Here is a 26,336-nt window from a genome sequence, read left to right as displayed (position 1 = left end):
GGGAGGACAGCATGGCGACGATGGCCGACGTGGCCCGGCACGCGGGCGTCTCCGTCGCGACGGTCTCGCACGTCCTCAACGACACGCGCCCGGTGCTCCCCCACACCCGCCAGAGCGTGCTCGACGCCATCGACACACTCGGCTACACCCCGAACGGCCTGGCCAGATCGCTGGTCACCGCCCGTACGCGGTCCATCGGGCTCGCGGTGTCGGCGATCAGCAACCCCTACTTCACCGAGATCCTCCAGGGCGTGGAGGCGGGCGCCCTGGAGCACGGGTACAGCCTGTTGATCGCCGATCCGCACGACGACCCGGCGCATGAGCAGAAGGTGGTCCGGCTGCTGCACGAGCGGCGCGTCGACGGCATGATCGTCGCGCCCTCCGCCCAGCCGCGGGAGCTGATCGGCTACCTCGGGCGGCACGGCGTACCGACGGTGTTCCTGGACCGGCTGGTCGACGAGGCCCCGGCGCCCGGTTTCGCGTACGACCAGGTGTGCGCGGAGAACGCCGAGCCCGTCAAGCACCTGGTCACCCACCTCGCCGAACGGGGCCACAGGAGAATCGGCCTGGTCGCGGGCCTGCCCGGCCTCAGCACGACGAGCGAGCGGATCTCCGGCTACCGGCTCGGCCTGGCGTACGCGGGGCTCGCGTACGACGAGCGGCTCGTGATCCCCGGCAACTCCGAGGCGGCGGGCGCCGAGCGGGCGACCGACGCCCTGCTGTCCCTCCCGGCACCGCCGACGGCGCTCGTCACCGCCAACAACGCGATGACCATCGGCGCGCTGCGGGCCGTCCGTGCGCGCGGGCTCTCCGTGCCCGCCGATCTGGCCCTGTGCTGCTTCGACGACTTCTCCTGGGCGGATCTCTTCTCGCCCCGGCTCACCGCGATCTCCCAGCCCAGCAAGGAGATCGGGACCCAGGCCGTGCGGCTGCTGCTGGAACGGCTGGACTCCCCCGGCCGTGCGGCCCGTACCGTCCGGCTGCCCTCCGCCTTCGTCCACCGCACGTCGTGCGGCTGCCCCGGGAAAGGAACCGACTCGTGATCGTCGTCGCAGGTGAGGCCCTGATAGATCTGGTGCCGGACGGATCGGGCGCGCTCGCCGTGCTCGCCCCGCGCCGCGGCGGCGGCCCCTACAACACGGCTGTCGCGCTGGGCCGGCTCGGCTCCCCCACCGCCTTCTGCTCGCGGGTCTCGGCCGACGCCTTCGGTGCGGCCCTGGTCGACGGGCTGCGCGAGGCGGGCGTCGACGTGTCGTCCGTGCAGCGGGGCGCCGAGCCCACGACGCTCGCGGTCGCGTCCATCGCCTCGGACGGCTCGGCCGGTTACTCCTTCTACGTCGAGGGCACCGCCGACCGGCTGTTCTCGGCTCCCGCCCACCTCCCGGACGGCACGCGGGCGGTGTCCTTCGGCACCTGTTCGCTGGTCCTGGAGCCCGGCGCGAGCGCGTACGAGGAACTGATGCGGAGCGCTTCCGCGCAGGGCGTGTTCACCACGCTCGATCCGAACATCCGCGCGGGGCTCATCCCCGACCCGGACGCCTACCGGGCACGGTTCAAGAGCTGGTTGCCGTCGGTGTCGCTGCTCAAGCTGTCCGAGGAGGACGCCCGGTGGCTGGGCGGCACTCCGCACGAGTGGCTGGCCTCGGGCCCCTCGGCCGTCGTGATCACGCGGGGCGGCGCCGGACTGACCGCCTTCACCCGGGACGGCGGTGAGTACTCCGTGCCGGGTGAACCGGTCGACGTGGTGGACACGATCGGCGCGGGCGACACGGTGAACGCGGCGCTGCTGCACGGCCTCGCCTCCCGCGACGCGCTGTCCGGTGCCTTCGCGGCGGACCTGGGGGCCGACGGCTGGGGCGACCTGCTGCGGTTCGCCGCGCGGGCCGCCGCGATCACCTGCTCCCGGGCGGGCGCGGAACCGCCGTACGCGCACGAGCTGGACGCCTTCTAGGAAAGCGCGCTGTGCCCCCATGGGGTCCCGTGGGGGCACAGCGTGTCGGACCCGGCTCGGATCTCGGGGAGCGAGGCGCGCTCCGCTATCAGCTCTCCGATATCCGCGACTCGACGTCAGGTCTCAGGCCTTGCGGGCCCGTGTCGTCTTCTTGGCCGGAGCCGCCTTCTTCGTGGCCGTGCCGCCGGCACCCTTGGCCGTCGCGGTCTTGGCCGTCGTGGTCTTCCTCGTCGGCGACTTGGCCGCCACCGCCTTCTTGGCGGTGGCCTTGCGTGCGGGCTTCGCCTGCGGGGCGTCGCTGACGCGCTCGGCGCCCAGGACCTCCCGCAGGAACTTGCCCGTGTGACTGGCCGGTACCCCGGCGACCTCCTCGGGCGTGCCCTCGGCGACCACGAGGCCACCGCCGCCGCCGCCCTCGGGACCCATGTCGACGACCCAGTCCGCGGTCTTGATGACATCGAGGTTGTGCTCGATGACGATGACCGTGTTGCCCTTTTCGACCAGCCCGGACAGGACGACGAGCAGCTTGCTGATGTCCTCGAAGTGCAGACCGGTGGTCGGCTCGTCGAGGACGTACACCGTGCGTCCGGTGGACCGCTTCTGGAGCTCGCTGGCGAGCTTCACGCGCTGGGCCTCACCGCCGGACAGGGTCGTCGCGGACTGGCCGAGCCGGACGTAGCCGAGGCCGACGTCGTTCAGTGTCTTGAGGTGGCGGGAGATCGCCGGGACCGCCTCGAAGAAGTGCATGCCTTCCTCGATCGGCATGTTCAGGATGTCGGCGATGGACTTGCCCTTGTAGTGGACGTCCAGGGTCTCCCGGTTGTAGCGGGCACCGTGGCAGACCTCGCACGGGACGTAGACGTCCGGGAGGAAGTTCATCTCGATCTTGATCGTGCCGTCGCCTGAGCAGTTCTCGCAGCGGCCGCCCTTGACGTTGAAGGAGAAGCGTCCCGGCATGTAGCCGCGGACCTTCGCCTCGGTGGTCTCGGCGAACAGCTTGCGGACATGGTCGAAGACGCCGGTGTACGTCGCCGGGTTCGACCGGGGTGTGCGGCCGATGGGCGACTGGTCGACGTGCACGACCTTGTCGACGAGGTCGTCGCCGTCCACGCGCGTGTGGCGGCCGGGGACGCTCCGTGCGCCGTTCAGCTCGCGGGCCAGGTGCGTGTACAGGATGTCGTTGACCAGCGTCGACTTGCCGGATCCCGAGACGCCCGTGACGGCCGTCAGGACGCCCAGCGGGAAGGACACGTCGATGTCCTGGAGGTTGTTCTCCCGGGCGCCGTGCACCGTGAGCTGTCGGGAGGGATCGCGCGGGCGCCGGACGTCGGGCAGCGGGATGGCCTTCTTGCCGGACAGGTACTGCCCTGTCTGCGACTCCTCGTTGGCGAGGAGCTCCTTCAGGGAGCCGCTGTGCACGACGTGGCCGCCGTGCTCGCCCGCGCCGGGACCGATGTCGACGATCCAGTCGGCGACCTTGATGGTGTCCTCGTCGTGCTCGACGACGATGAGCGTGTTGCCCATGTCGCGCAGCCGGACCAGGGTCTCGATCAGGCGGTGGTTGTCCCGCTGGTGCAGTCCGATGGAGGGCTCGTCGAGGACGTACAGGACGCCCACGAGGCCGGAGCCGATCTGGGTGGCCAGCCGGATGCGCTGGGCCTCGCCGCCGGAGAGGGTGCCCGCCGCGCGGTTGAGCGACAGGTAGTCGAGACCGACGTCGACCAGGAACCGCAGCCGTTCGTTGACCTCTTTCAGGACCCGCTCGGCGATCTGCTTGTCACGGGCGTCGAGCTTCAGCTCGCCCAGGAACTCCGCGCAGTCGCTGATGGACATGGCGGAGACCTCGGCGATGGACTTCTCCATGACCGTGACCGCGAGGACGACGGGCTTGAGGCGCGTGCCCGCACAGGTGGGGCAGGGCACCTCGCGCATGTAGCCCTCGAAGCGCTCACGGCTCGAATCGCTCTCGGCCTCGCCGTGCCGGCGCTTCACGAAGGGGATGGCGCCTTCGAAGGGCGTGGTGTAGACGCGCTCTCGGCCGTACCTGTTCCGGTAGCGGACCTCGATCTGCGTCTTGTGCCCGTACAGGAGGGCCTTCTTGGCGCGCTGCGGGAGACCGGCGAAGGGGATGTCGGTCCGGAATCCCAACGCGTCCGCGAGGGCTCCGATCAGGCGCGCGAAGTAGTCCTTGGTGTGCCCGTGCGACCAGGGATGGATGGCGCCCTCGTCGAGCGACTTGTCCTCGTCCGGGACGATCAGCTCGGCGTCGACCTCCATGCGCGTGCCGATGCCCGAGCACTCCGGGCAGGCGCCGAAGGGCGAGTTGAAGGAGAAGGAGCGGGGCTCCATCTCCTCGAAGGACAGGTCGTCGTACGAGCAGTACAGGTGCTCCGAGTACATCCGCTCGCGCTCGGGGTCGTCGGCCGGCAGGTCGACGAAGTCCAGCACGACCATGCCTCCGGAGAGGCCGAGCGCGGTCTCCACGGAGTCGGTCAGCCGGCGCTTGGCGCCGTCCTTGACCGTGAGGCGGTCGACGACCACCTCGATGGTGTGCTTCTCCTGCTTCTTCAGCGTGGGCGGCTCGGTGAGCTGGATCGTCTCGCCGTCGACCCGGGCCCTGCTGTACCCCTTGGTCTGGAGGTCGGCGAAGAGGTCGACGAACTCTCCCTTGCGCTCACGCACCAGCGGCGAGAGCACCTGGAAGCGGCTGCCCTGCGGAAGCTCCAGGACCTTGTCCACGATGGCCTGCGGCGACTGGCGCGAGATGGGGCGGCCGCACTCGGGGCAGTGCGGCTTGCCGATGCGCGCGAAGAGCAGCCGCAGGTAGTCGTAGACCTCGGTGATGGTGCCGACCGTCGAGCGCGGGTTGCGCGAGGTCGACTTCTGGTCGATGGAGACGGCCGGGGAGAGGCCCTCGATGAAGTCGACGTCCGGCTTGTCCATCTGACCGAGGAACTGCCGGGCGTACGACGAGAGCGACTCCACGTAGCGCCGCTGTCCCTCGGCGAAGATCGTGTCGAAGGCCAGCGAGGACTTGCCCGACCCCGACAGGCCCGTGAAGACGATGAGCGAGTCGCGCGGGAGGTCGAGCGAGACATTCTTCAGGTTGTGCTCGCGCGCTCCACGGACGATGAGACGGTCGGCCACGCCGGTCCGCACCTTTCTTTGAGAGAAGTGACAGGGGCGAGGCCCCACGTCCTTCTCAGACTAGGGGGAGCCACTGACAACGCCGGGTCGGTTCGCCTCGATGAGAACAATCCCGGGCTTCCAAGAATGCCCGGCGCCGCCCCCGACCATATAGCACGCGTATTCGATTAGCGGAGCTCGGCCGACACCTTCACCCGAACGTGTGGCGAAGCTATCGTCGGACCCATGAACGATCATGCGCGCGACCTGGCGTCTGTACGTGACGCGACCGAGCGGGTGCTCAGCGCAGCCGCCGAACTGGACAACGCCTCTGTGACCGAACCGTCACGGCTGCCCGGCTGGAGCCGCGGCCATGTCCTGGCCCACCTCTCCCGCAACGCGGACGCCCTCGTGAACGTCCTGGCGGGCCGGCCGATGTACGCCTCCGGGGACGCCCGGGACGCCGAGATCGAGCGGGACGCCCCCAGGCCCCTGGCCGCCCAGCTCACCGACCTGCGCGACAGCTCGGCCCGCTTCCAGGAGGCCGGGGCCGCGCCCGCCGACTGGTCCCGCACCGTGGCACTGCGCAACGGGGTCACCGACGCGGCGTCCCGGGTGCCGTTCCGGCGGTGGATCGAGGTCGAGCTGCACCACGTGGACCTGGGCACCGGGTACGAGCTGGAGGACGTGCCCGAGGAGTTCACGGAGCGGCACATCGGCTTCCTCGCGGACCGCTTCGCCGGGCGCCCCGAGGTCCCGTACACCCGTGTCACGGACGGTACGCGCGCGTGGAGCACGGGACGCGCCTCCGAGGGCGGCCCCGAGGTCACCGTGACCGGTCCCGCGCCCGCCCTGCTCGGCTGGCTCGCCGGTCGCCGGGACGGGGCCGCTCTGGTCGTCGAGGGCGGGCCTCTTCCCGCGCTGCCCCCGCTATAGGCTGAGCCGCATGACGTACAGCGGAGCGGTGACGGTCGGCGGCCCGGCGGATGTGCACGAGCTGCGGGACCTGATGATCTCCAAGGTCGCGGTCGGTCCGATGGACAACAACGCCTATGTGCTGCGCTGCCGGGCCACGGACGAGCAGTTGCTGATCGACGCGGCCAACGACGCCGGGACGCTGCTCACGCTGATCGGCGCCGACGGGATCGCGTCCGTGGTGACCACGCATCAGCACGGCGACCACTGGCAGGCTCTCGCGGAGGTCGTCGCGGCCACGGGCGCGCGTACGTACGCGGGACGGGACGACGCCGACGGCATCCCCGTACCGACGGACGTTCCGGTCGGGGACGGCGACACGATCCGGGTGGGCCACGTCGAACTGACGGCGCGCCACCTGGTGGGGCACACGCCCGGCTCGATCGCGCTGGTCTACGACGACCCGCACGGCCACCCCCATGTCTTCACGGGTGACTGCCTGTTCCCGGGCGGTGTGGGCAACACACGCAAGGATCCGCAGGCCTTCGCCCGTCTGATCCACGATGTCGAGACGAAGATCTTCGGCACGCTGCCCGACGAGACCTGGGTCTACCCGGGACACGGCAACGACACGACGCTGGGCACGGAGCGGCCGCATCTGCCGGAGTGGCGCGCACGGGGCTGGTGAACTCACGGGTGCCGTGCCGTGGGTGAGCCGGGGCCGTCCTGTGTCTGATGCGAGGCCGGCCGGTGGTCGGCCATGCGCGCCGTGCGCGCCCCGTGTGAACCGAGCGCTCACTCCCGTGCCCCGCGCGCGCTCCCCGCGCCGGGGTACGCGCTGTCCACTGGAGGCAGCCCCGCACAGGATGACGGCTCCTGCGCGGACGGGTCGCCGGCCCGTCGATCCCCACCCTCGGCCGGCGGCCCCGCCCGGCAGCGGTGGCCGACGTCCGGCGGGCACCGCTGCCGGGCCCGCGCGTCACGCCAGTTCACAGCACCGCAACACCCGTTCCCACTATGCGGACAGTTGCCGTCGTGACCTCGACAGCCGGGCCCACGCACTGCCACTCTCCCGCCATGCATCCTGCCCGAAGCACCCTGCGCGGAGCCTTGTCCGCCACCACCGTCGCTCTGCTCGCCGTCACCGTCGCCGTCGGCTGTGCCCCGCAGTCCGAGGAGAAGGACGCCGGCGCGCCGTCCGCCTCGTCGTGCGCCAAGGGCGAGTTGAGCACCGAGGTCTCGGGGAAGCTGACGATCGCGACGGACGAGCCCGCGTACGAGCCGTGGTTCAAGGACGGCGAGCCGGCCAGTGGTGAGGGCTTCGAGTCCGCCGTCGCGTACGCCGTGGCGAAGCAGCTCGGCTACGCCAAGGGCGACGTCGTCTGGCAGACCGTGCCCTTCAACAAGGCGTTCGCACCCGGCGAGAAGACCTTCGACTTCGACATCAACCAGGTGTCGATCAGCGACGAACGCAAGAAGGCCGTGGACTTCTCGTCCGGCTACTACGACGTACGCCAGGCCGTCATCGCGCTGAAGGGCTCCAAGGCCGCCGAGGCGAAGAGCATCGCCGACCTCAAGGGCGTCAAGCTGGGCGCCCAGGTCGGCACGACGAGCCTCACCTACATCGACGACGTGGTGAAGCCGGACCGCGCGCCGGCCGCGTACGCGAAGAACGACCAGGCCAAGTCCGCGCTCAAGAACGGCCAGGTGGACGCCGTCGTCGTCGACCTGCCGACCGCGTTCTACATCACCGGGGCCGAGGTCACGGACGCGAGGATCGTCGGGCAGTTCGAGAACCGGGGCGGCACGCCGGAGCAGTTCGGGCTCGTGCTGGACAAGGGCAGCGCGCTCACGTCGTGCGTGACGGACGCCGTGGACGCCCTGCGTGAGGACGGCTCCCTCGCCGCCATCGAGAAGCAGTGGCTGTCCGAGGCCGTCGACGCGCCGGTGCTCAAGTGACGTTCGTGAAGGAGGAGTCGGACGGCGAGCCCGACAAGGACCCGGCCGAGAGTACCGAGAACGCCGAGGCCGCCGAGGGGACCGCGCGCGATCCCTACGTCCCGTCGCGGCGGCGGATCGAGCGGGAGCGCCACAAGCGCACCCGTGCCCGCCGCGCGACCGCGGTCGCCGCCCTCTCCACCCTGGTGACCGGCGTCGTCCTCTACCTCGTCGTCGTCAACGCGCCCGGCTGGCCGCGCACCAAGGAGACGTTCTTCAACGGGCGGTACGCGCGCGAGGCGTTCCCCAAGGTCCTCGAAGGGCTGTGGCTGAACGTCCGGCTGCTGCTCGTGTGCGGCGCGGCGGTCCTCGTCCTCGGCATGCTCATCGCCATCGCCCGCACCCTGCGCGGCCCGGTCTTCTTCCCCTTGCGGGCGCTGGCCGCCGCGTACACCGACTTCTTCCGTGGTCTTCCACTGATCATCAATCTGATGATCGTGGTGCTGGGCGTGCCGGCACTGCGGCTCCAGGGCATCACCGTCGATCCGGTGCTGCTGGGCGGCACCGCGCTCACGCTGACGTACTCGGCGTACGTCGCCGAGGTGTTCCGCGCCGGCATCGAGTCGGTCCACCCCTCCCAGCGGGCCGCGGCGCGCTCGCTCGGGCTGAGCAACCGTCAGGCACTGCGGTACGTGGTCCTCCCCCAGGCCGTACGCCGTCAGGTGCCGCCGCTGCTCAACGACCTGGTGTCGCTGCAGAAGGACACCGGGCTCGTCTCGATCGGCGGCGCGGTAGACGCCGTACGCGCCGCCGACATCATCGTGGGCCGCAGTCTCAACTACACGCCGTACATCGTCGCCGGGCTGGTCTTCGTCGCGCTGACCATCCCCATGACCCGCTTCACGGACTGGGTCACGGCGCGCATGGACCGCCGGCAGGCACAGGGAGGAACCATATGAGCCCGACCACCACGGACTCCGCCACACCCGTGCTGCGTATGGAGGCCGTCCGGAAGACCTTCGGCAGCACGGTGGTCCTGCGGGACGTCGATCTGGAGGTCGCTCCGCACACGGTGACGGCGCTCATCGGGGCGTCCGGCTCCGGCAAGTCCACCCTCCTGCGCTGCGCGAACCTCCTGGAGGAGATCGACGACGGCGCCATCTGGCTGGACGACGAGGAGATCACCGATCCGCGGGCCGACCAGGACGCGGTGCGCCGCCGCATCGGTGTGGTCTTCCAGGCGTACAACCTCTTCCCGCACATGACCGTCCTGGAGAACATCACGCTCGCCCCGCGCCGCGTGCACGGCGTGGGCCGTGAGCAGGCGCGGGCGCACGGCCGTGAGCTGCTCGACCGGCTCGGGCTCGGCGCCAAGGCCGACGAGTATCCGGACCGGCTGAGCGGCGGCCAGCAGCAGCGGGCCGCGATCGTCCGCGCGCTGGCCGTACGCCCCCGGCTGCTGCTCCTCGACGAGGTCACCGCCGCGCTCGACCCGGAGCTCGTGGGGGAAGTCCTCAGCGTCGTCCGGGACTTGAAGGAGGACGGCATGACCATGGTGCTGGCCACGCACGAGATGGGCTTCGCCCGTGATGTCGCGGACCAGGTCTGCTTCCTCGACGGCGGCGTCGTGCTGGAGCGCGGCACGGCCGAGGAGGTCTTCGGCGAGCCGCGCCAGGAGCGCACGCGCCGGTTCCTGCGGCGGGTCGTGGAGGCGGGACGGCTCTGAGGCCGCCCTCCCCCGCCTCGCCCTCTCCCCCGCCCCCGTGCCCGTCAGGCCTGCGCCCGCCCCGTCCCGGCCAGCGCCGCGACCCGCTCCACCCCGAACACGTACCCCTGCACGCCGCAGCCCGCGATGACGCCGTCGGCGCGCAGCGAGACGTACGAGTGGTGCCGGAACTCCTCGCGCTGGTGGATGTTGGAGATGTGGACCTCGAGCACGGGCAGGCCGTCGCAGGTGTTGAGCGCGTCCAGGATCGCGACGGAGGTGTGCGAGTAGGCGCCCGGGTTGATCACGATGCCCGAGTGGCCGAGGCGAGCCTCGTGGATCCAGTCGACCAGTTCGCCCTCGTGGTTGGACTGGCGGAAGTCGACCGTGCCGCCGTGCGCGGCCGCCGCCTTGACGCACAACGTCTCGACGTCGGCGAGGGTGTCGGAACCGTAGATCTCCGGCTGCCGCTGGCCCAGGAGGTTCAGGTTGGGGCCGTTGAGAATCATGATGGGGGCGCTGGCCAGGGTGCGGGGCACGGTTCCTCCGGTCCGGTCGGGTGGTTCGGCCCGTTCAGGACCGCTGCTCGGACCCGGTCTATCACGGTGCGCGCGGCCCTCGGCGTGACGGAGGGATCGACAGTTCTGCCCCGGCGCATCACGGTGCCGTACCGACACACGCGGGCCCCCGTGCGCCCCGTAACCCTTGGTGACCGTGGGTGGTTGACGCGGCATGCACCGTGTACGCACAGTAAAGCCCCCTTCCATGCTGCGTCTCGCGTCCGCCGCGCTCGCCGGGACGGCCATCGAGTTCTACGACTTCTTCGTCTACGGGACGGCCGCCGCGCTCGTCCTCGGTCCCCTGTTCTTCCCCACGTTCTCGCCGGTGGCGGGGACCCTGGCCGCCTTCGGCACCTTCGGGGTCGGGTTCGTGGCGCGCCCTCTGGGCTCGGTCCTGTTCGGGCACATCGGGGACCGGCACGGGCGGCGGCCCGTGCTCGTCGCCTCCCTGATGCTGACCGGCGCCGCGACCGTCGCGGTCGGCTGCGTCCCGACGTACGACTCCATCGGCACGGCCGCTCCCGTGCTGCTCCTTGTGCTGCGTTTCCTCCAGGGGCTCGGGCTGGGCGGCGAGTGGGGCGGTGCGGTGCTGCTGACCGCGGAGCACGCGCCGGCCGACCGTCGTGGACTGTGGTCGAGCTTCCCTCAGATCGGTCCGGCACTTGGGTTCGTCCTCGCCAACGGCGTGATGCTGACGCTGTCGGCGACGCTCTCCGAGGCGCAGTTCGCGTCGTGGGGCTGGCGGGTGCCGTTCTGGGCTGCGGGTGTGCTCGCCGCGGCCGGGCTGTGGCTGCGCTCCTCGCTGGCCGAGAGCCCGCGCTTCCTCGAGATGCGGGAGCACGCGCGCGTGCCGCTCGTCGAGGTGGTGCGCGGCCACTGGCGGCTCGTCCTGCTGACGGCCGGGGCGCTGGCGGTCGGGTACGCGCTGTTCTACGCGGTGACGACCTGGTCCCTCGCCTACGCGACCGAGCGGCTCGGGGTGAGCCGTACCGTCATGCTGGCCTGCATCATGGCGGCCGTCGTGGTGAAGGGTGCGCTCACTCCCGTGGTGGCGGTGCTGAGCGACCGCTACGGACGGCGGCCCCTGTGTCTGGCCGGCTGCGCGGGCGCCGCGGTGTGGATGTTCCCGATGATCGCGCTGCTGTCGACGGGCGAACCGCTGCTGATGTTCCTCGGTTTCCTGGTCGCGCTGATCGCCTTCGTGACGATGTTCGCCGTGATCGCCGCGTACTTGCCGGAGCTGTACGAGCCACGGGTGCGCTGCACGGGTGCGGCGGTGGGCTACAACCTGGGCGGGGTGCTCGGAGGTGCGCTCACCCCGATCGTGGCGACGGCGATCGCCGACCGGAGCGGGCGGGTCCCGTGGGGCGTGGCCGCCTATCTGACGGGCATCGCGCTGCTCAGCCTCGGCTGCTTCGCGCTGCTCCCGGAGACCCGGCCGGTAGAGGCGGCGGTGGCGGAGCCCGTCGCCGGCTGAGCGGGATCACGTACGGAGGGGCGGGTCTACGGGTTGATCGCGAGCTCCAGGTACGCCGCGAACAGCACCAGGTGCACCCCGCCCTGAAGGGGGGTCGCCCGGCCGGGGACCACGGTGAGGGAGCTGACCACCACGGTCAGCGCGAGCAGCACCATGTGGGTGGAGCCCAGGCCGAGGACCAGTGGCCCGGAGAGCCAGATGGAGGCGACGGCCACGGCCGGGATGGTCAGGCCGATGCTCGCCATCGCGGAGCCGAGGCCGAGGTTCAGGCTGGTCTGGACGCGGTCGCGGCGGGCGGAGCGCAGTGCGGCGATCGTCTCGGGGAGCAGGACGAGCAGGGCGATGATCACGCCGACCACGGAGTGCGGCATCCCGGCCGCCTGCACGCCGGACTCGATGGTGGGCGAGACGCCCTTGGCGAGGCCGACCACGCCGACGAGGGCGAGTCCGAGGAGTCCCAGGCTGATCTTCGCGGTCCTGGCGGTGGGGATGTCGGCGTGGTCGTCCTCGTCGATCACCTCGCCCTGTCGGGTGATCGGCAGGAAGTAGTCGCGGTGCCGCACCGTCTGCGTGGCCACGAACATGCCGTACAGGACGAGCGAGGAGAGGGCGGCGAAGGTGAGCTGGGCGGTGGAGAACTCCGGCCCGGGTTTGCTGGTGGTGAAGGTCGGCAGCACCAGGCTGAGCGTGGCCAGGGTCGCCACGGTCGCGAGGGCGGCGCCGGTGCCCTCCGCGTTGAAGACGGCCAGGCCGTGCCTCAGTGAGGCGACGAGCAGGCTCAGCCCGACGATGCCGTTGCAGGTGATCATCACGGCCGCGAAGACGGTGTCGCGGGCCAGCGTGGAACTCTTGTCCCCGCCGTCCGCCATGAGGGTGACGATCAACGCCACCTCGATGATCGTGACGGCGACGGCGAGGACCAGCGACCCGAAGGGCTCACCGACCCGGTGGGCCACCACTTCCGCGTGGTGGACCGCCGCCAGCACGGCACCGGCCAGCACCAGCGTCACCAGAGCGACGATCAGGCCCGGCAGATCACGGCCCCAGGTGAGGGCCAGCAGGACGATCGCGATCACGGGCACGACGCCCGTCCACCGCGTCACGAGTGACCGAAGCCGAACGATCATGCTGCGATCGTCGCAGCCGCACCCGGGCCCCGCACGCCGACAGGACGGCGGCACCGGTGACAGCAGCCGCGGTGGCGGTGGCCGGCGATTCGCCGAGCGCCGCCACCGGTGCTGGTGCTGGTGCTGGTCGTCCTGTGTCCGACGAGGTCAGACGTCGATGCTGTTCTTCTCGGACCCGGATGCCCCGGAACCCTCGGACCCCTCGGACCCCTGGGCGTTCCGTGCCTCTTCGGCCGCCTGCTTCTTGGAGGCCATGAGGCTGGTGATCGTGGTGACCACCAGGACGGCGCAGATGACACCGAGAGAGACCGGTATGGAGATCTCCGGGACATGGACGCCGGACTCGTGCAGCGCGTGCAGTACCAGCTTGACGCCGATGAATCCGAGGATGACCGACAGCCCGTAGCTGAGGTGCACGAGCTTTCTGAGGAGTCCGCCGATCAGGAAGTACAGCTGCCGCAGGCCCATCAGCGCGAACGCGTTGGCCGTGAAGACGATGTACGGGTCCTGCGTCAGGCCGAAGATCGCGGGGATCGAGTCGAGCGCGAAGAGCACGTCGGTGGTGCCGATCGCCAGCATGACGACCAGCATCGGGGTCATGACCCGCTTGCCGTTCTGCTGGATCCACAGCTTGGTGCCGTGGTAGCGGTCGGCGACACCGAAGCGGCGCTCGGCGGCCTTGAGCAGCCGGTTCTCCTCGAACTCCTCGTCCTCCTCGTCGGCGCGGGCTTCCTGGATCAGCTTCCACGCGGTGTAGATGAGGAACGCGCCGAAGATGTAGAAGACCCATGCGAAGCTCGCGAGGATCGCGGCACCCGCGGCGATGAAGATCGCTCGCAGGACGAGGGCGATCAGCACACCGACCAGCAGCACACGCTGCTGGTACTGCGTGGGCACCGAGAACTTCGCCATGATCAGGACGAAGACGAAGAGGTTGTCGACGCTCAGCGACTTCTCGGTGATGAAACCGGCGAAGAACTCGCCGGCGGGCTGGCCACCGGAGAAGAGCAGCAGTCCGAGCCCGAACAGCGCGGCCAGGACGATCCAGACGACCGTCCAGATCCCGGCTTCCTTCATCGATACGTCGTGCGGTTTGCGGCCGATGAAGAAATCGACCGCGATGAGGGCCGCGAGGCCCACGATCGTCAGGACCCAAAGGGTCAAGGAAACATTCACTGCGCCTCCGGCAGTACGTAACGGCAAGTGTCAGCGTCGTCGCTGCCGGAGGTCTCTTCCACCCGATGTGTCCGGCGCGTGATGCGCCCGGTGTGATTCGGGCCGACGCCCCGGGATCCAGGCCGGATCCGTATTGACGGGTGCGCCGCAGTAGTCAGGGAGTACTCCCCTCCGCACCTACGACAGTACCCAATCACCAAGGAAAGGTAAAGAGATTGGTAAAAGAAAGACCAAGTCCGCTGGTCAGAGGGCTTGACGATCTCTTGGTGAAGCTCGGGGAGTGCGGCGCGCGAGCCCCCCGGAGGCCCTCAGCGGTTCCAGGAGCGGCGTGCGGCCGCGACCTGGGTGAGGACCTGCTGGAGCACCTGGCTGCCCGGCGGAACCTGTGAGGGGTCGTACGTCCATGTGTGTCCGACCCAGGGGTCGGCGAGGTGATCGTCGGGCACCGGGGTCAGGCGGAGCAGCGACCGCCACAGCGGGTCGAGCAGCGGCCCGTAGGCGGCGGCGTCCTCCCGGTCGGCGACCAGCATGAGATGCACACCGACGGCCGGGCCCTCGTCGGCGAGGTACCGCAGCTGGGTCACGGCACGGTCGTCGAAACCGTGCGGGAAGTCGTTGACGATGAGCAGTTGCTCGGCCGGGTCGAGGTCGGACGGGAGGGAATCGGCCGCGCCGCCCCGGACGGCCATCTGTACCAGATCGACGCGCCGGGTCAGCCGGGCCAGCACGTCGCTCACCCCCGCGGCGCCCACGGCGGGCGGGCCGGCCAGCACCCCGGTGCTCACGAGCGGCAGGAGGGCCGAGGCCGCGGAGCCCGCCGCGTCGATGACGTGCACGGAGTACTCGCCCGCCGGGTGGACGGCGAGCAGCCGGGCCGCGTGGGTCACGGCCGTGTCCATGGCGAGGCGGCGCAACTGGTCGGAGTCCGCGATCGAACCGTCGGCGGACCCGGTGCGTCCGCTGTCGATCCACAGGCCGCGCTCCAGCGGCAGCCGCACCAGCATCGGGATGCTCAGGCCGGCGCTCTCGGGCAGGTGCAGATCGCCCAGGCGCAGCGCCATCGGGATCTCCATCGGCACCCGGTAGGCGTGCCAGGAGGGGTTGTCCCAGCGCGCGAACGCGGGCGGCAGCGCGGGCTCGACGACCTCGGCCTCGGCGATGAGCTGGGCGAGGTCGCGGTCCAGTACCTGCCTGGCCCGGTCGATCAGCTCGGCGTGCTTGGCGCGGGCCGCCTCGCGGGCGGCGTCGCCCTGCCCGCCGATCCGGCTGCGCGGGTCGGACAGGACCTTGTCGAGCTCCTGCTCCATACGCGACTCGGCGAAGTCGACCGCGCTGCGATACGCGGCGGTGGTGCGGGCCAGGTCCTCGAACATGCCCCACACCTGGTTGTACAGGCGCTCCTCCATGGACCAGCCGGTCGCGTCGCCCGCCACCGGCTGGGCGGGCTGCCCCGGCCTGGCCGGGGGCACGGCCGGCGGGGGCGGGGGCGGTGCGGCGGCCTGCCGGCCCGGGTGGCTGTAGTCGACGGGGCCGCCGGGTACCGGACCGCCGGGCTGGGTGACGGCGGACGGGTCCACCGGTGCGGACGCCGCGGGGTGGTCGGGCTGCTGTCCGCCCGCGCCGGGCGCCGTGGATCCCGGCCCGCCGGGGTGCCCGTGCTGCGGTGCCACCTGGCCCGGCGCGCCCTGGGACGTCGAACCGCCCTGGTCCTGGCCCAGCGCGGGTGTCGCCGCGTGCCGCGAGCGGTCTCCCTCGGCGGTACGCGGGGGCGGTGCCGCCACGGAGCGCGCGAGGCCCTTGACCACCGCTTCGTTGATGCCGGCGGCGAGTTGGCCGGCCTGGGGCAGGCCCTGGTCGGCGAACAGCTCGGCGAGGCCGCCGGCGTATCCCTGGCCCACGGCGCGCACCTTCCAGGCGCCCTGCCTGCGGTAGAGCTCCAGTGCGACGACGGCCGACTCGGCGTCGAGCCCCGTGACCGTGTAGCTGGCGACCTCGGAGCCGTCGAGTCCGGTGACGGCGACGAACGGGGCGGCGACGGCGCCGAAGCGGACCGGGCCGCCCACTCCCGACGGCAGGGCGAGCAGCACGCTGACCCGGTGCACGGTCTCCGGCAGGGCGTCCAGGTCGCACGCGAGCCGGTGGTCGGCCGCCGCCTGCTTGGACACCTCCATGCCTGGCAGAGTGGGTGAGCCCGGGTGGGCCACCCACTCGACACCCCGCACCTTGCCCGTGTCGTCGCTGAGCGTGGCCCCGGCCACGATCGGCTTGCCGGCCGACACCCGGATCTCAAGTCGGGCCTGGGAGAGCGGGTGGTTCTGCCCCCGGACCAGCTCAGCCGTCATCGCCTTCGTTCCCCCTACGTACTCGGGCGCCGGCTGCCGGGCGCCGGACTGCCTACAGGTGCGGCAGGATCGCCGGCATCAGGTCCTGGAAGGTACGGCCGTTGGCAGGCGTGCCGAGGGCGGTCATCTGCCAGCCCGCGCCCGCGCGGTGGACCTTCGCCATGATCTGCGCGGTGTACTGCCCGCCGCCGGCCAGGGTGTACCGGGCCAGCTCCTGGCCGTTGCTCTCGTCGACCAGGCGGCAGAACGCGTCCTGCACCTCCTGGAACGTCTGGCCCGTGAACGAGTTCACGGTGAAGACGATCTGGTCGATGTGGACCGGGACGCGCGCGAGGTCGACGAGGATCGCCTCGTCGTCGCCACCCTGGCCCACGCCGCCGACGAGGTTGTCACCGGTGTGCCGCACGGAGCCGTCGTCGCTGACGAGGTGACGGAAGAACACCACGTCGACCGGCTGCTTGTCCGCGAACAGCACGGCGGACGCGTCGAGGTCGATCTCGCGGGTGCGGGAACCGAACAGGCCACGTCGCGGGGCTGCCTGCCAGCCGAGCCCCATGCGCACCGCGGTCAGCGTGCCTCCGTCGTTCTTCTGCAGACTGATGGCCTGACCCTTGGTCATGTTGACCGTCACGCGCTGTTCCCCTCTCGGACTGTCCCCTGTTGCCGCAGAACCCTGCGGTTGACCAGCAACCCTACGCAGGGCCACTGACAGCCCCGAAGCCCGGTGCGCACTTTGTGTCGGTCTTGCAACACAGTGCGGCACCCCGGACGTCAGGACCGTGCGGTACCCCCGGCGTCAGGCGATACCGGCTTCCTTCATCTGCCGCAGTTCCTTCTTCATCTCCGAGACCTCGTCACGCAGCCGCGCGGCGATCTCGAACTGGAGGTCCCCGGCGGCCACCCGCATCCGTCCCGTCATCTCCTCGATCTGCTCCGCCAGCTCCGCCGCGGGGCGGTCGGTCGGCACGGTCCCCTTGGCCTTGCCCTTGCCGGCCCTGGCTCCCTTGTCCGCCTTCGACCCCAGCGCGGGCACGGGGGCCTTGGCGCTCTTGCCGTCCGCGGACTTGCGGTAGCCCGAGCCGAGCAGCTGCTCCGTGTCGACGTCCTCACGGGCGATCTGCGCCACGATGTCGTTGATCTTCTTGCGGAGGGGCTGCGGGTCGATGCCCCGCTCCGTGTTGTACGCGACCTGCTTCTCGCGGCGCCGGTTGGTCTCCTCGATGGCCTTCTCCATCGCCGGGGTGATCCTGTCGGCGTACATGTGGACCTGACCGGACACGTTGCGGGCCGCGCGGCCGATGGTCTGGATCAGGGAGGTGCCGGAGCGCAGGAAGCCCTCCTTGTCGGCGTCGAGGATCGACACCAGGGAGACCTCGGGCAGGTCGAGGCCCTCTCTGAGGAGGTTGATGCCGACGAGGACGTCGTACTCGCCGGCGCGCAGCTCCCGCAGCAGTTCGACGCGGCGCAGGGTGTCGACGTCACTGTGCAGGTACCGGACCTGGATGCCCATTTCGAGGAAGTAGTCGGTGAGGTCCTCGGCCATCTTCTTGGTGAGCGTGGTGACCAGGACGCGCTCGTCCTTCTCGGTGCGCTTGCGGATCTCGTGCACCAGGTCGTCGATCTGGCCCTCGGTGGGCTTGACCACGACCTCGGGGTCGATGAGGCCGGTGGGGCGGATGATCTGCTCGACGAAGCCGTCCCCGCGCGAGAGCTCGTACTTGCCCGGTGTCGCCGACAGGTAGACGGCCTGGCCGATGCGCTCCTGGAACTCCTCCCACTTCAGGGGGCGGTTGTCCAGGGCCGAGGGCAGCCGGAAGCCGTGGTCGACGAGGGTGCGCTTGCGGGACGCGTCGCCCTCGTACATGGCGCCGATCTGGGGCACCGTGACGTGCGACTCGTCGATGACGAGCAGGAAGTCGTCGGGGAAGTAGTCGAGCAGCGTGTTCGGCGGGGAGCCGGGCTCACGGCCGTCGAAGTGCATCGAGTAGTTCTCGACACCCGAGCAGGAGCCGATCTGGCGAAGCATCTCCAGGTCGTACGTCGTGCGCATGCGCAGCCGCTGGGCCTCCAGGAGCTTGCCCTGCTTCTCCAGCTCGGACAGCCGGTCGCCCAGTTCCTTCTCGATGTCGTTGGCGGCGCGCTCCAGGCGCTCGGGTCCCGCGACGTAGTGGGAGGCCGGGAAGACGTACAGCTGCTGGTCGTCGCTGATGATCTCGCCGGTGAGCGGGTGCAGTGTGGAGAGGGCCTCGATCTCGTCACCGAACATCTCGATGCGGACGGCCAGCTCCTCGTAGACCGGGAAGATCTCGATGGTGTCGCCGCGGACGCGGAAGGTGCCGCGGCTGAAGGCGAGGTCGTTGCGCGTGTACTGGATGTCGACGAAGCGGCGGAGCAGGTCGTCGCGGTCGATCTCGTCGCCGATCTTGAGGTTGACCATGCGGTCCACGTACTCCTGCGGCGTGCCCAGGCCGTAGATGCAGGAGACCGAGGCGACCACGACGACGTCGCGGCGGGTGAGCAGCGAGTTGGTGGCGGAGTGGCGCAGGCGCTCCACCTCCTCGTTGACCGAGGAGTCCTTCTCGATGTAGGTGTCCGACTGGGGGACGTAGGCCTCGGGCTGGTAGTAGTCGTAGTACGAGACGAAGTACTCGACCGCGTTGTTCGGCAGGAGCTCGCGGAACTCGTTGGCCAGCTGGGCGGCCAGCGTCTTGTTCGGCGCCATCACGAGCGTGGGGCGCTGGAGCTTCTCGATCATCCACGCGGTGGTCGCGGACTTGCCGGTGCCGGTCGCGCCGAGGAGGACGACATCCTTCTCACCTGCGAGGATGCGCCGCTCGAGGTCGGCGATGGCAGCGGGCTGGTCGCCGCTGGGCTGGTAGGAGCTGACGACCTCGAAAGGCGCCACCGTGCGTTCGATCTTTGATACGGGCCGCATGGAACCAACCGTACGACCCCGCACTGACAACGGGGTCCTGTCAGCGGTTCTGCGGGGCGCGGGAGCCGTCGTGGTGGCGGGAGCGCGGGCCGGGCACGTGCCCCAGGCCCGTGTGGTGGACCGTGTGGGCGGGGATACCGGGCTTCTGCTCGACGGGGCTCCAGTCGGGCTTGCCCATGACCATCAGCGGGTCGAACATCACGACGACGCCGGCCAGCAGCAGGAAGGCCAGCGGGCCGATCATCAGGGGGGCCAGCAGGGTCGTGGGCGAGTCCCCGGAGGGGACGCCGGTGGCTCCCGCGTGCAGATGGACGCTGAGGGCGGCCATCCCCGTGTAGTGCATGCCGCTGACGGCGAGGCCCATGACGAGGCTCGCACCGACGCTCCACAGGAAACCGCGGATCTGCCCCGCCGCCCACAGGGCCGCGATCGCGGCGGCGACGGCGATGACGACCGAGGCGGCGACGGTGAGGGTGTTGTACTCGAACTCACCGTTGAGGCGCATTCCGGCCATACCCAGATAGTGCATCGAGGCGACGCCGAGACCGGTGACCGTACCGCCGGTGAACAGGGCCGTTCCCGAGGCTCCCCGGTATCCGACGATGAAAATGCCGACGCCGACCATGACGATCGCCACGCCGAGGCTCGCGAAGGTCGTCAGCCGGTCGTAGTGGATCGGGGTCTCCTGCACGGAGAACCCCGTCATCGCGATGAAATGCATGGTCCAGATGCCGGAGCCGATCGCCGCCGAGCCGAGCGCGAGCCAGCCGGGGCGCCAGGAACGGGTGACGAGCATCGACCGCGTGGTGCAGCGCAGTCCGAGCGCTCCGCCGAGACAGGCCATCAGGTACGCCACCACAGGCGTGACGAGTCCGTAGCTGAATCCGTCGACCGTGCCCTGCATGCGCGGTTGCCCTTCCGCCCTGTTACATCCCGGAACCCCGTGAAATGCCCCCGCCCCGGGAGCGCCATGGCCACCAGGGTTGTCGCAGAGAGTATGACTCGCACCTGAACGGTCGAACGATTTTCCGGCAAAGAATCACGGCCCCGCCCCACTTGTGCGGCCCACGTGATCGGACTTGGGCAACTCCATTCAATTTGTGGCCATCCTGCACCCCCCTGATGTTGACCCCCTGCTGTCACTCTGGGACCGTCCGTGACCACAGACGCAAGGAGTACGTATGCACGCGCGCGTTGCCGCCGCTACGACCACCGCGCTCCTGGGAGCCGCAGTAGTTCTCCCCATCTCCACCGCTCACGCGGCCGAGAGCACCGACCGGCCCGACCAGCCCCTGGTCGTCGCCCATCGCGGAGCCTCGGCGCAGGCCCCCGAGAACACCCTCGCCGCCATCGACCGGGCGGACCGTCTCGGATTCCGCTGGGTCGAGAACGACGTCCAGCGCACCAAGGACGGTCAGCTCGTCGTGATCCACGACGAGAGCCTGGCCCGTACGACCGATGTGGAGGAGGTCTTTCCCGACCGGGCCCCGTGGAAGGTGAAGGACTTCACCGCCGCGGAGATCGCGCGCCTGGACGCGGGCAGCTGGTTCAGCCCCCGCTACGCGGGCGCGCGCGTGCCGACGCTGAAGCAGTACATGAACCGGGTCTCGCACAACCACCAGAAGCTCGTTCTCGAGATCAAGAGCCCCGCGCTGTACCCGGGCATCGAGAAGGAGACCCTCAAGGTCCTCAGCAACGAGGGCTGGCTGGGCCCGGCCCAGGTGCGGAGCAAGCTGGTGATCCAGAGCTTCGACGCCGACAGCATCCGTACGGTGCACGCGCTGCGGCCCGACGTGAAGACGGGTTTCCTGGGCACTCCGCCGGTCGGCGAACTGCCCGCGTACGCGCAGTTCGCCGACCAGATCAACTCGGCGCACACGACGATCTCCCTCGGCTACGTCGCCGCGATCCACGGGCTCGAAGGACCGCACGGCAAGCCTCTGGAGATCTTCACCTGGACCGTCGACACCCCCGAGGACACGCGGCGCGTCGCGGACCTCGGTGTGAACGGCATCATCACGAACAAGCCGGACGTGGTGCGGGAGACGCTTCACGAGGGCTGAGTGCCCCGGTGGCCGGCCCGTCACGGTGGCGCGGACGCTCGTACGCGTCCGCGCCACCGGCGTTGTCAGTGGCCCGCCGTACCGTGGAGCGCATGAACAGCCATGGGGAGAACGAGCAGCGGGTGGTGTGGACCGTCGTCGACAGCGGCATCGGCCCGCTGTTGCTGGCGGCCACCGACGAGGGCCTGGTCAGCGTGGTCTTCCACGCCACGGACGCGGTGCGCGACTCGGCACTGGAGCGGCTCGGCTCGCGGTTCGCCGCCGTGCCCGTCGAAGCACCGCGGTCCCCGCTCCTTGCCGAGGCGATACGCCAGTTCGCGGCGTACTTCGCGGGCGAGCGTCGCGACTTCGAACTGCCGCTGGACTGGTCCCTGATCTCCGGGTTCAACCGTCAGGTGCTGCGCGAGCTGGCGTCCGGCGTTCCGTACGGGGCGGTGGTGGGCTACGGCGACCTGGCACGGCGGGTCGGCCAGCCCGGTGCGGCCCAGGCGGTGGGGGCGGCCATGGGGTCCAACCCGCTGCCGGTCGTCGTGCCCTGTCACCGCGTCGTGGAGCGGGACGGCGGCATCGGCGGGTTCGGGGGCGGCGTGGAGACCAAGAGGAAGCTGCTGGCGCTGGAGGGCGTGCTGCCGGAGCCGCTGTTCTGAGGTTCTGAGGGGCTCGGCAGGAGTTCCCCGGTGCGGTGTGCCCACGGGGCCCCCGCGAAGGCTGGTCGGAACGGTCGGGCGGTAGCAGACTCCGCCACACGTACAGCCACAGGCATCCGACGCCACGGGGGCCGAAGGGACGGCGATCACGTATGAGCGTGAGCGGGAACAGGGCAGTCGCGTACCTCAAGCCGGGCGCGGTGGAAGTCAGGACCATCGACTACCCGACGCTCGAGTTGCAGGACGGACCGGGGGTGGCCGCCGCGAACGTCGGCCGCACGTGCCGGCACGGAGTCATCCTGAAAGTACTGGCCAGCAATATCTGCGGCAGCGACCAGCACATGGTGCGCGGCCGTACGACCGCGCCCGAGGGGCTCGTCCTCGGGCACGAGATCACCGGAGAGGTCGTCGAGCGGGGTCCGGACGTCGAGTTCGTCGAGGTCGGGGACATCGTCTCGGTGCCCTTCAACATCGCCTGCGGACGGTGCCGCAACTGCAAGGAGCGCAAGACGGGCATCTGTCTGAACGTCAACCCGGCCCGTCCCGGAGCGGCCTACGGCTACGTCGACATGGGCGGCTGGGTCGGCGGCCAGGCGGAGTACGCGATGGTCCCGTACGCGGACTTCAACCTGCTGCGGTTCCCGGACCGGGAGCAGGCACGCGAGAAGCTGCTCGACCTGACCATGCTGTCGGACATCTTCCCGACCGGCTTCCACGGTGCGGTGACCGCGGGTGCCGGGGTCGGTTCGACGGTGTACGTGGCCGGGGCGGGCCCGGTCGGTCTCGCCGCCGCGGCGTCGGCGCAGCTGCTCGGCGCGGCCGTGGTCGTCGTCGGCGACCTCAACCCCGAACGGCTGGCACAGGCCCGGAGCTTCGGCTGCGAGACGGTCGACGTCAGCCAGGGGGACGTGGGCGAGCAGATCGAGCAGATCCTGGGCGAGCCGGAGGTGGACGCGGCCGTCGACGCGGTCGGCTTCGAGGCGCGGGCGCACGGCACCGACGCTCCGGAGGCGCCGGCCACGGTGCTCAACTCGCTGATGGGCCTCACGCGCGCGGGTGGCTCGCTGGGCATTCCGGGCCTGTACGTCACGGACGACCCCGGCGGGGTCGACCAGGACGCGCGGACCGGCACGCTCAAGGTGCGGCTCGGTCTGGGGTGGGCGAAGAGCCACCAGTTCACCACGGGCCAGTGCCCGGTGATGCGGTACCACCGAGGGCTGATGAAGGCGATCCTCCACGAGCGGGTGCACATAGCCAAGGCCGTGAACGCGACGGTGATCGGCCTGGAGGACGCTCCGCGCGGCTACGCCGAGTTCGACCAGGGTGCCGGCCGCAAGTACGTCCTCGATCCGCATGGGTCACTGCGCGGGGTACGGCCTGTCTGAGGGCCGCCGACCGCGTGAGGGTTTGGCCGGGCGCCTCGGCCGCCAGGGATGAGAGGGGAGAGCCGACAGACAGGAGGCACACGCGTGCTGGTGGTGTCCGAAGAGGTCCGCGAGGCGCTCACCACGGGGCGGCCCGTGGTGGCACTGGAGTCCACGATCATCGCGCACGGACTGCCACGTCCGCGCAATCTCCAGGTGGCACGGGAGCTGGAGGACGCCGTACGCGCGGAAGGCGCCGTTCCGGCGACGATCGCCGTGCTCGACGGACGGCCCCATGTGGGCCTCGACAAGAAGCAGGTGGAGCGGGTCGCCAACGAGGACGGCATCCGCAAGCTGGGACACCGTGATCTGCCGCTGGCGGTCGCCGCCGGGGCCAGCGGCGCGACCACGGTGTCGGCCACGGCGCTGCTGGCCGCGCAGGCGGGCGTACGGGTGTTCGCGACGGGCGGCCTCGGCGGCGTGCACCGGGAGTGGACGGTGACCCAGGACGAGTCGGCCGACCTGGGGCTCCTCTCGCGCACCCGGATCACGGTGGTGTGCGCGGGGGTGAAGTCGATCCTGGACGTGCCGGCGACCCTGCAGCGTCTGGAGACGCTGGGTGTCGCGGTCGCCGGATACCGCACGGCGCGCTTTCCCGGCTTCTACCTGTCGGACTCGGGACACCCGGTGGACTGGACCCTGGAGTCGCCGGACGAGGTCGCGGCCGTCATGCGCGCGCAGGACACGCTGGACGGACCCGGGTCGGCGCTGATCGTCGCCAATCCCGTGCCCGAGGAGCAGCAGCTGGACCCCGCACTGCACGCGCGCGTGCTCGCCGACGCGCTGCACGCGTGCGACACGGCGGGCGTGAGCGGCCAGGCGGTCACGCCGTTCCTCCTCGACCACCTGGTGCGCCACACCGACGGAGCGTCGCTGGACGCCAATCTCGCGGCGGTGCGCGGCAACGTACGGCTCGCGGGGCGGATCGCGGCGGCCTGGGCACAGACGTGACAGGGGCGGGCGGCCCCGGCGAGGTTCTGCCGGGCGGGGCTCTCCTCGTGGTCGGTGACGTCATCACGGATGTCGTCGCCCGGCACCGCGGGCCGCTCGCTCCGGGCACCGACACGGCCGCCGCCGTCCGGACCGTGCCGGGCGGCGCGGGTGCCAACGTCGCGTGCTGGGCGGCGCGTCGAGGCGGACCGCAGGTGCGGTTCCTCGGCCGGGTGGGCGCGGACTCGGCCGCGTGGCACGAGCGGGAGCTGGCCGCCTCCGGGGTGCGCCCTCTCCTGGTCGTCGACCCGCGGGCACCGACGGGGACGGTGGTCTGCCTGGTGGACACGGACGCCTCGGCGGAGCGCACCTTCCTCACCGACAGCGGCGCGTCGCTGCGCCTGGCCGCCGACGACTGGTCGCCCGCGCTGCTCGACGGCGTCGCATGGCTGCACCTGTCGGGCTATCTGTTCTTCTCCGAGCCGTGCCGGGCTCTGGTGGCGGCGGCGGTGGAGTCGGCACGCGCGCGTGGAGTGCCGGTGAGTGTGGATCCCGCGTCGGTGGGGTTCCTCACCGAGCTGGGCGTGGACCGGTTCCTGGCACTGGCCGAGGGGGTCGACGTCCTGCTGCCGAGCCGGGACGAGGCCTGCCTGCTGACAGGCCTGTCCGATGCGTCCCACGCGGCGGCCGAGTTGAGCCGCCGCGTTCCGCTGGTGGTGGTCAAGCAGGGCGGTGCCGGGGCACTCGTCGCCCGGTCCGGGGCGGTCCGGGCCCGGGTTCCCGCAGTGCCGGCGACCCCTGTCGACACCACGGGCGCCGGCGACGCCTTCACCGGAGCCTTCCTGGCCGCACTGCTCGCGGGCAGCCGGCCGGAGGAGGCGGCCGCCGAGGGGTGCGGGGCCGGGGCCCTGGCGGTGGAACAGGTGGGCGGAAGGCCGGTCAGGGCAGGCGGAGAGCCGGACAGACAGATGAGGACAGATGAGTCAGGAGAAGCAGCAGCAGGAGGAGAAGAAGGAGGCGAGGGAGGTGGCGAAGGAGGAAGTAGCCCGACCTGGCGCCCCGCCCTGCCGGGCGCGCCCCAGGGCGTTTCGCCCTAGACCTTGCGTCCCCACGCCGAGATGAGCGGCGCCGTGGCCAGGTCCATGCCGCCCGCGGCGACGTTCGCCAAGTGACGGTCGACGTCCTGGTCGGTGACGAGGCCCGACGCGACGAGCTGATCGCGGACCCGGCCGACCGTCTCGGACTCCAGCGCCCCGCAGGCGGGCGAGGTGAGCGGGAAGTACGCGTCGGCCTCGACCTGCCGCAGTCCGGCCTCGCGGAGCAGCCTGGGAAGCCGACGCCCGTACGCGGGTTCGGCGCCCCGCTCGGTGAGCACGTCCCGCATCGCATGGCGCAGTCGGTTGGCCAGCTGCTGCTCGGGGCCGCGCTCGTCCGGGCAGGCCAACGGCTGCAGTGCGGGATCGGCGTCCTCGACCAGGAGCCGGCCGCCGGGCCGCAGCGCCCTGACCATCGACAGCAACGCCCGCTCCCGGTCCGGCACATGGGCGAGGACGAGCCGGGCGTGCACGAGGTCGAAGCTCTCCCCCGGCAGCTCGTCGACGCCCACGTCGTGGACGCGCAGCTGAATGGGCGGGCGGACGGCCGAGGGCGCCCAGGAGGTGTCGAGGTCGGTCGCGACGACCCTGCCGGTGGGCCCGACCTTCTTGGCGAGCCAGGACACCACGGACATGCCGCCCGCGCCCACCTCCCAGCAGCGCCAGCCGGACCCGATGCCGAGCCGTTCGATGTGCCGGAACGTCGTGGGGTCGAAGAGAGCGGCGAGGGCGTCGAATCGCTGTTCCCCGTCGGGCCGGCGGTTGTCGAGAAGGTGTCCATCGGTTCGCGTCATGCGCGAATCATCCCATTTGTCAGCTTTTCCTAGAGGGTCGACGCTCCGCGTCCGCGTCCGGCTACGCAGGCAGTTCCGGAACGGAATGTTCCGTTCCCACAGGCTCGGACGGCCGTGAAAACATCCTGGCAG

General features: G+C 70.8%; 22 protein-coding genes. 13 read left to right on the top strand and 9 right to left on the bottom strand.

Annotated elements, in window-relative coordinates:
• Positions 1-11 precede the first annotated feature (11 nt).
• Together ACLVWQ_RS31200 and ACLVWQ_RS31195 are read left to right on the top strand one after the other, a co-directional pair.
• Complete coding sequence (locus ACLVWQ_RS31200) at positions 12-1,043, top strand: LacI family DNA-binding transcriptional regulator (protein WP_414112589.1); 1,032 nt, start codon at positions 12-14, stop codon at positions 1,041-1,043.
• On the top strand, positions 1,040-1,951 hold the full coding sequence (locus tag ACLVWQ_RS31195) for a carbohydrate kinase family protein (RefSeq protein ID WP_414112588.1): 912 nt from the start codon (positions 1,040-1,042) through the stop codon (positions 1,949-1,951). Before ACLVWQ_RS31200 ends, ACLVWQ_RS31195 begins: the two co-directional genes overlap by 4 nt.
• Before the next feature lie 123 nt (positions 1,952-2,074).
• Here ACLVWQ_RS31195 and uvrA read toward each other — a convergent pair whose 3' ends face one another.
• Positions 2,075-5,098, bottom strand: a complete 3,024-nt coding sequence (gene uvrA / locus ACLVWQ_RS31190; protein WP_414112587.1) for an excinuclease ABC subunit UvrA — start codon at positions 5,096-5,098, stop codon at positions 2,075-2,077.
• A 225-nt stretch (positions 5,099-5,323) separates the two neighbouring features.
• Between uvrA and ACLVWQ_RS31185 the strand changes: the two genes are divergently transcribed.
• From ACLVWQ_RS31185 to ACLVWQ_RS31165, 5 genes are all read left to right on the top strand, one after another.
• The gene (locus ACLVWQ_RS31185) at positions 5,324-6,013 is read left to right on the top strand and encodes a maleylpyruvate isomerase family mycothiol-dependent enzyme (RefSeq protein WP_414112586.1); all 690 of its coding nucleotides are present in this window, start codon (positions 5,324-5,326) and stop codon (positions 6,011-6,013) included.
• A gap of 10 nt (positions 6,014-6,023) precedes the next feature.
• Positions 6,024-6,680: an MBL fold metallo-hydrolase gene (locus ACLVWQ_RS31180; RefSeq protein WP_414112585.1), complete on the top strand. Its 657-nt coding sequence runs from the start codon at positions 6,024-6,026 to the stop codon at positions 6,678-6,680.
• 389 nt (positions 6,681-7,069) lie between these two features.
• Positions 7,070-7,951, top strand: a complete 882-nt coding sequence (locus ACLVWQ_RS31175; RefSeq protein ID WP_414112584.1) for an ABC transporter substrate-binding protein — start codon at positions 7,070-7,072, stop codon at positions 7,949-7,951.
• The gene (locus tag ACLVWQ_RS31170) at positions 7,948-8,889 is read left to right on the top strand and encodes an amino acid ABC transporter permease (RefSeq protein ID WP_414112583.1); all 942 of its coding nucleotides are present in this window, start codon (positions 7,948-7,950) and stop codon (positions 8,887-8,889) included. Before ACLVWQ_RS31175 ends, ACLVWQ_RS31170 begins: the two co-directional genes overlap by 4 nt.
• Entirely contained in the window at positions 8,886-9,656 is a 771-nt protein-coding gene (locus tag ACLVWQ_RS31165) for an amino acid ABC transporter ATP-binding protein (RefSeq protein ID WP_414112582.1), read from the top strand. The genes ACLVWQ_RS31170 and ACLVWQ_RS31165 overlap by 4 nt, the downstream gene beginning before the upstream one ends.
• Positions 9,657-9,700: 44 nt before the next feature.
• On the opposite strand, the gene aroQ is transcribed toward ACLVWQ_RS31165, so the two are convergent.
• Positions 9,701-10,174 (bottom strand): type II 3-dehydroquinate dehydratase, encoded by a 474-nt coding sequence (aroQ, locus tag ACLVWQ_RS31160; RefSeq protein WP_414112581.1) that lies wholly within the window; start codon positions 10,172-10,174, stop codon positions 9,701-9,703.
• Between the two features lie 193 nt (positions 10,175-10,367).
• Here aroQ and ACLVWQ_RS31155 point away from each other — a divergent pair, with 193 nt between their 5' ends.
• Positions 10,368-11,672 carry an MFS transporter gene (locus ACLVWQ_RS31155; RefSeq protein WP_414112580.1) on the top strand — a complete coding sequence of 435 codons (1,305 nt, stop codon included), beginning with the start codon at positions 10,368-10,370 and terminating at the stop codon, positions 11,670-11,672.
• Positions 11,673-11,698: 26 nt separating this feature from the next.
• Here ACLVWQ_RS31155 and ACLVWQ_RS31150 read toward each other — a convergent pair whose 3' ends face one another.
• The 6 genes from ACLVWQ_RS31150 to ACLVWQ_RS31125 form a co-directional block, all read right to left on the bottom strand.
• Entirely contained in the window at positions 11,699-12,799 is a 1,101-nt protein-coding gene (locus ACLVWQ_RS31150; RefSeq protein ID WP_414112579.1) for a calcium:proton antiporter, read from the bottom strand.
• 147 nt (positions 12,800-12,946) lie between these two features.
• The gene (locus ACLVWQ_RS31145; protein WP_414112578.1) at positions 12,947-13,975 is read right to left on the bottom strand and encodes a TerC/Alx family metal homeostasis membrane protein; all 1,029 of its coding nucleotides are present in this window, start codon (positions 13,973-13,975) and stop codon (positions 12,947-12,949) included.
• 308 nt (positions 13,976-14,283) lie between these two features.
• Positions 14,284-16,317 carry a TerD family protein gene (locus ACLVWQ_RS31140; RefSeq protein WP_414112577.1) on the bottom strand — a complete coding sequence of 678 codons (2,034 nt, stop codon included), beginning with the start codon at positions 16,315-16,317 and terminating at the stop codon, positions 14,284-14,286.
• 52 nt (positions 16,318-16,369) lie between these two features.
• Positions 16,370-16,948: a TerD family protein gene (locus ACLVWQ_RS31135; protein ID WP_414112576.1), complete on the bottom strand. Its 579-nt coding sequence runs from the start codon at positions 16,946-16,948 to the stop codon at positions 16,370-16,372.
• Between the two features lie 165 nt (positions 16,949-17,113).
• A complete protein-coding gene (uvrB, locus tag ACLVWQ_RS31130; RefSeq protein ID WP_414112575.1) occupies positions 17,114-19,252 on the bottom strand; it encodes an excinuclease ABC subunit UvrB in 2,139 nt (712 codons plus the stop codon).
• Positions 19,253-19,292: 40 nt separating this feature from the next.
• A complete protein-coding gene (locus tag ACLVWQ_RS31125; protein WP_414112574.1) occupies positions 19,293-20,156 on the bottom strand; it encodes an MHYT domain-containing protein in 864 nt (287 codons plus the stop codon).
• A 277-nt stretch (positions 20,157-20,433) separates the two neighbouring features.
• Here ACLVWQ_RS31125 and ACLVWQ_RS31120 point away from each other — a divergent pair, with 277 nt between their 5' ends.
• The 5 genes from ACLVWQ_RS31120 to ACLVWQ_RS31100 all read left to right on the top strand — a co-directional run bounded on the left by ACLVWQ_RS31120 (position 20,434) and on the right by ACLVWQ_RS31100 (position 25,413).
• Complete coding sequence (locus ACLVWQ_RS31120; RefSeq protein WP_414112573.1) at positions 20,434-21,315, top strand: glycerophosphodiester phosphodiesterase; 882 nt, start codon at positions 20,434-20,436, stop codon at positions 21,313-21,315.
• Positions 21,316-21,407: 92 nt separating this feature from the next.
• Complete coding sequence (locus tag ACLVWQ_RS31115; RefSeq protein WP_414112572.1) at positions 21,408-21,962, top strand: methylated-DNA--[protein]-cysteine S-methyltransferase; 555 nt, start codon at positions 21,408-21,410, stop codon at positions 21,960-21,962.
• A gap of 158 nt (positions 21,963-22,120) precedes the next feature.
• Positions 22,121-23,347: a formaldehyde dehydrogenase, glutathione-independent gene (fdhA, locus tag ACLVWQ_RS31110; protein WP_414112571.1), complete on the top strand. Its 1,227-nt coding sequence runs from the start codon at positions 22,121-22,123 to the stop codon at positions 23,345-23,347.
• 48 nt (positions 23,348-23,395) lie between these two features.
• Positions 23,396-24,337 (top strand): pseudouridine-5'-phosphate glycosidase, encoded by a 942-nt coding sequence (locus tag ACLVWQ_RS31105; protein WP_414112570.1) that lies wholly within the window; start codon positions 23,396-23,398, stop codon positions 24,335-24,337.
• Positions 24,334-25,413 (top strand): carbohydrate kinase family protein, encoded by a 1,080-nt coding sequence (locus ACLVWQ_RS31100; protein WP_414112569.1) that lies wholly within the window; start codon positions 24,334-24,336, stop codon positions 25,411-25,413. The genes ACLVWQ_RS31105 and ACLVWQ_RS31100 overlap by 4 nt, the downstream gene beginning before the upstream one ends.
• Here the strand turns inward: ACLVWQ_RS31100 and ACLVWQ_RS31095 are convergent.
• Positions 25,410-26,204 carry a methyltransferase domain-containing protein gene (locus ACLVWQ_RS31095; protein ID WP_414112568.1) on the bottom strand — a complete coding sequence of 265 codons (795 nt, stop codon included), beginning with the start codon at positions 26,202-26,204 and terminating at the stop codon, positions 25,410-25,412. The genes ACLVWQ_RS31100 and ACLVWQ_RS31095 overlap by 4 nt on opposite strands.
• Between the last annotated feature and the right edge of the window lie 132 nt (positions 26,205-26,336).

This window comes from Streptomyces sp. CWNU-52B (genome assembly GCF_047444975.1).
Classification (GTDB): domain Bacteria; phylum Actinomycetota; class Actinomycetes; order Streptomycetales; family Streptomycetaceae; genus Streptomyces.
Note: the sequence above shows the minus strand (reverse complement) of the source record. Positions and strands in the feature narration are given on the sequence as shown.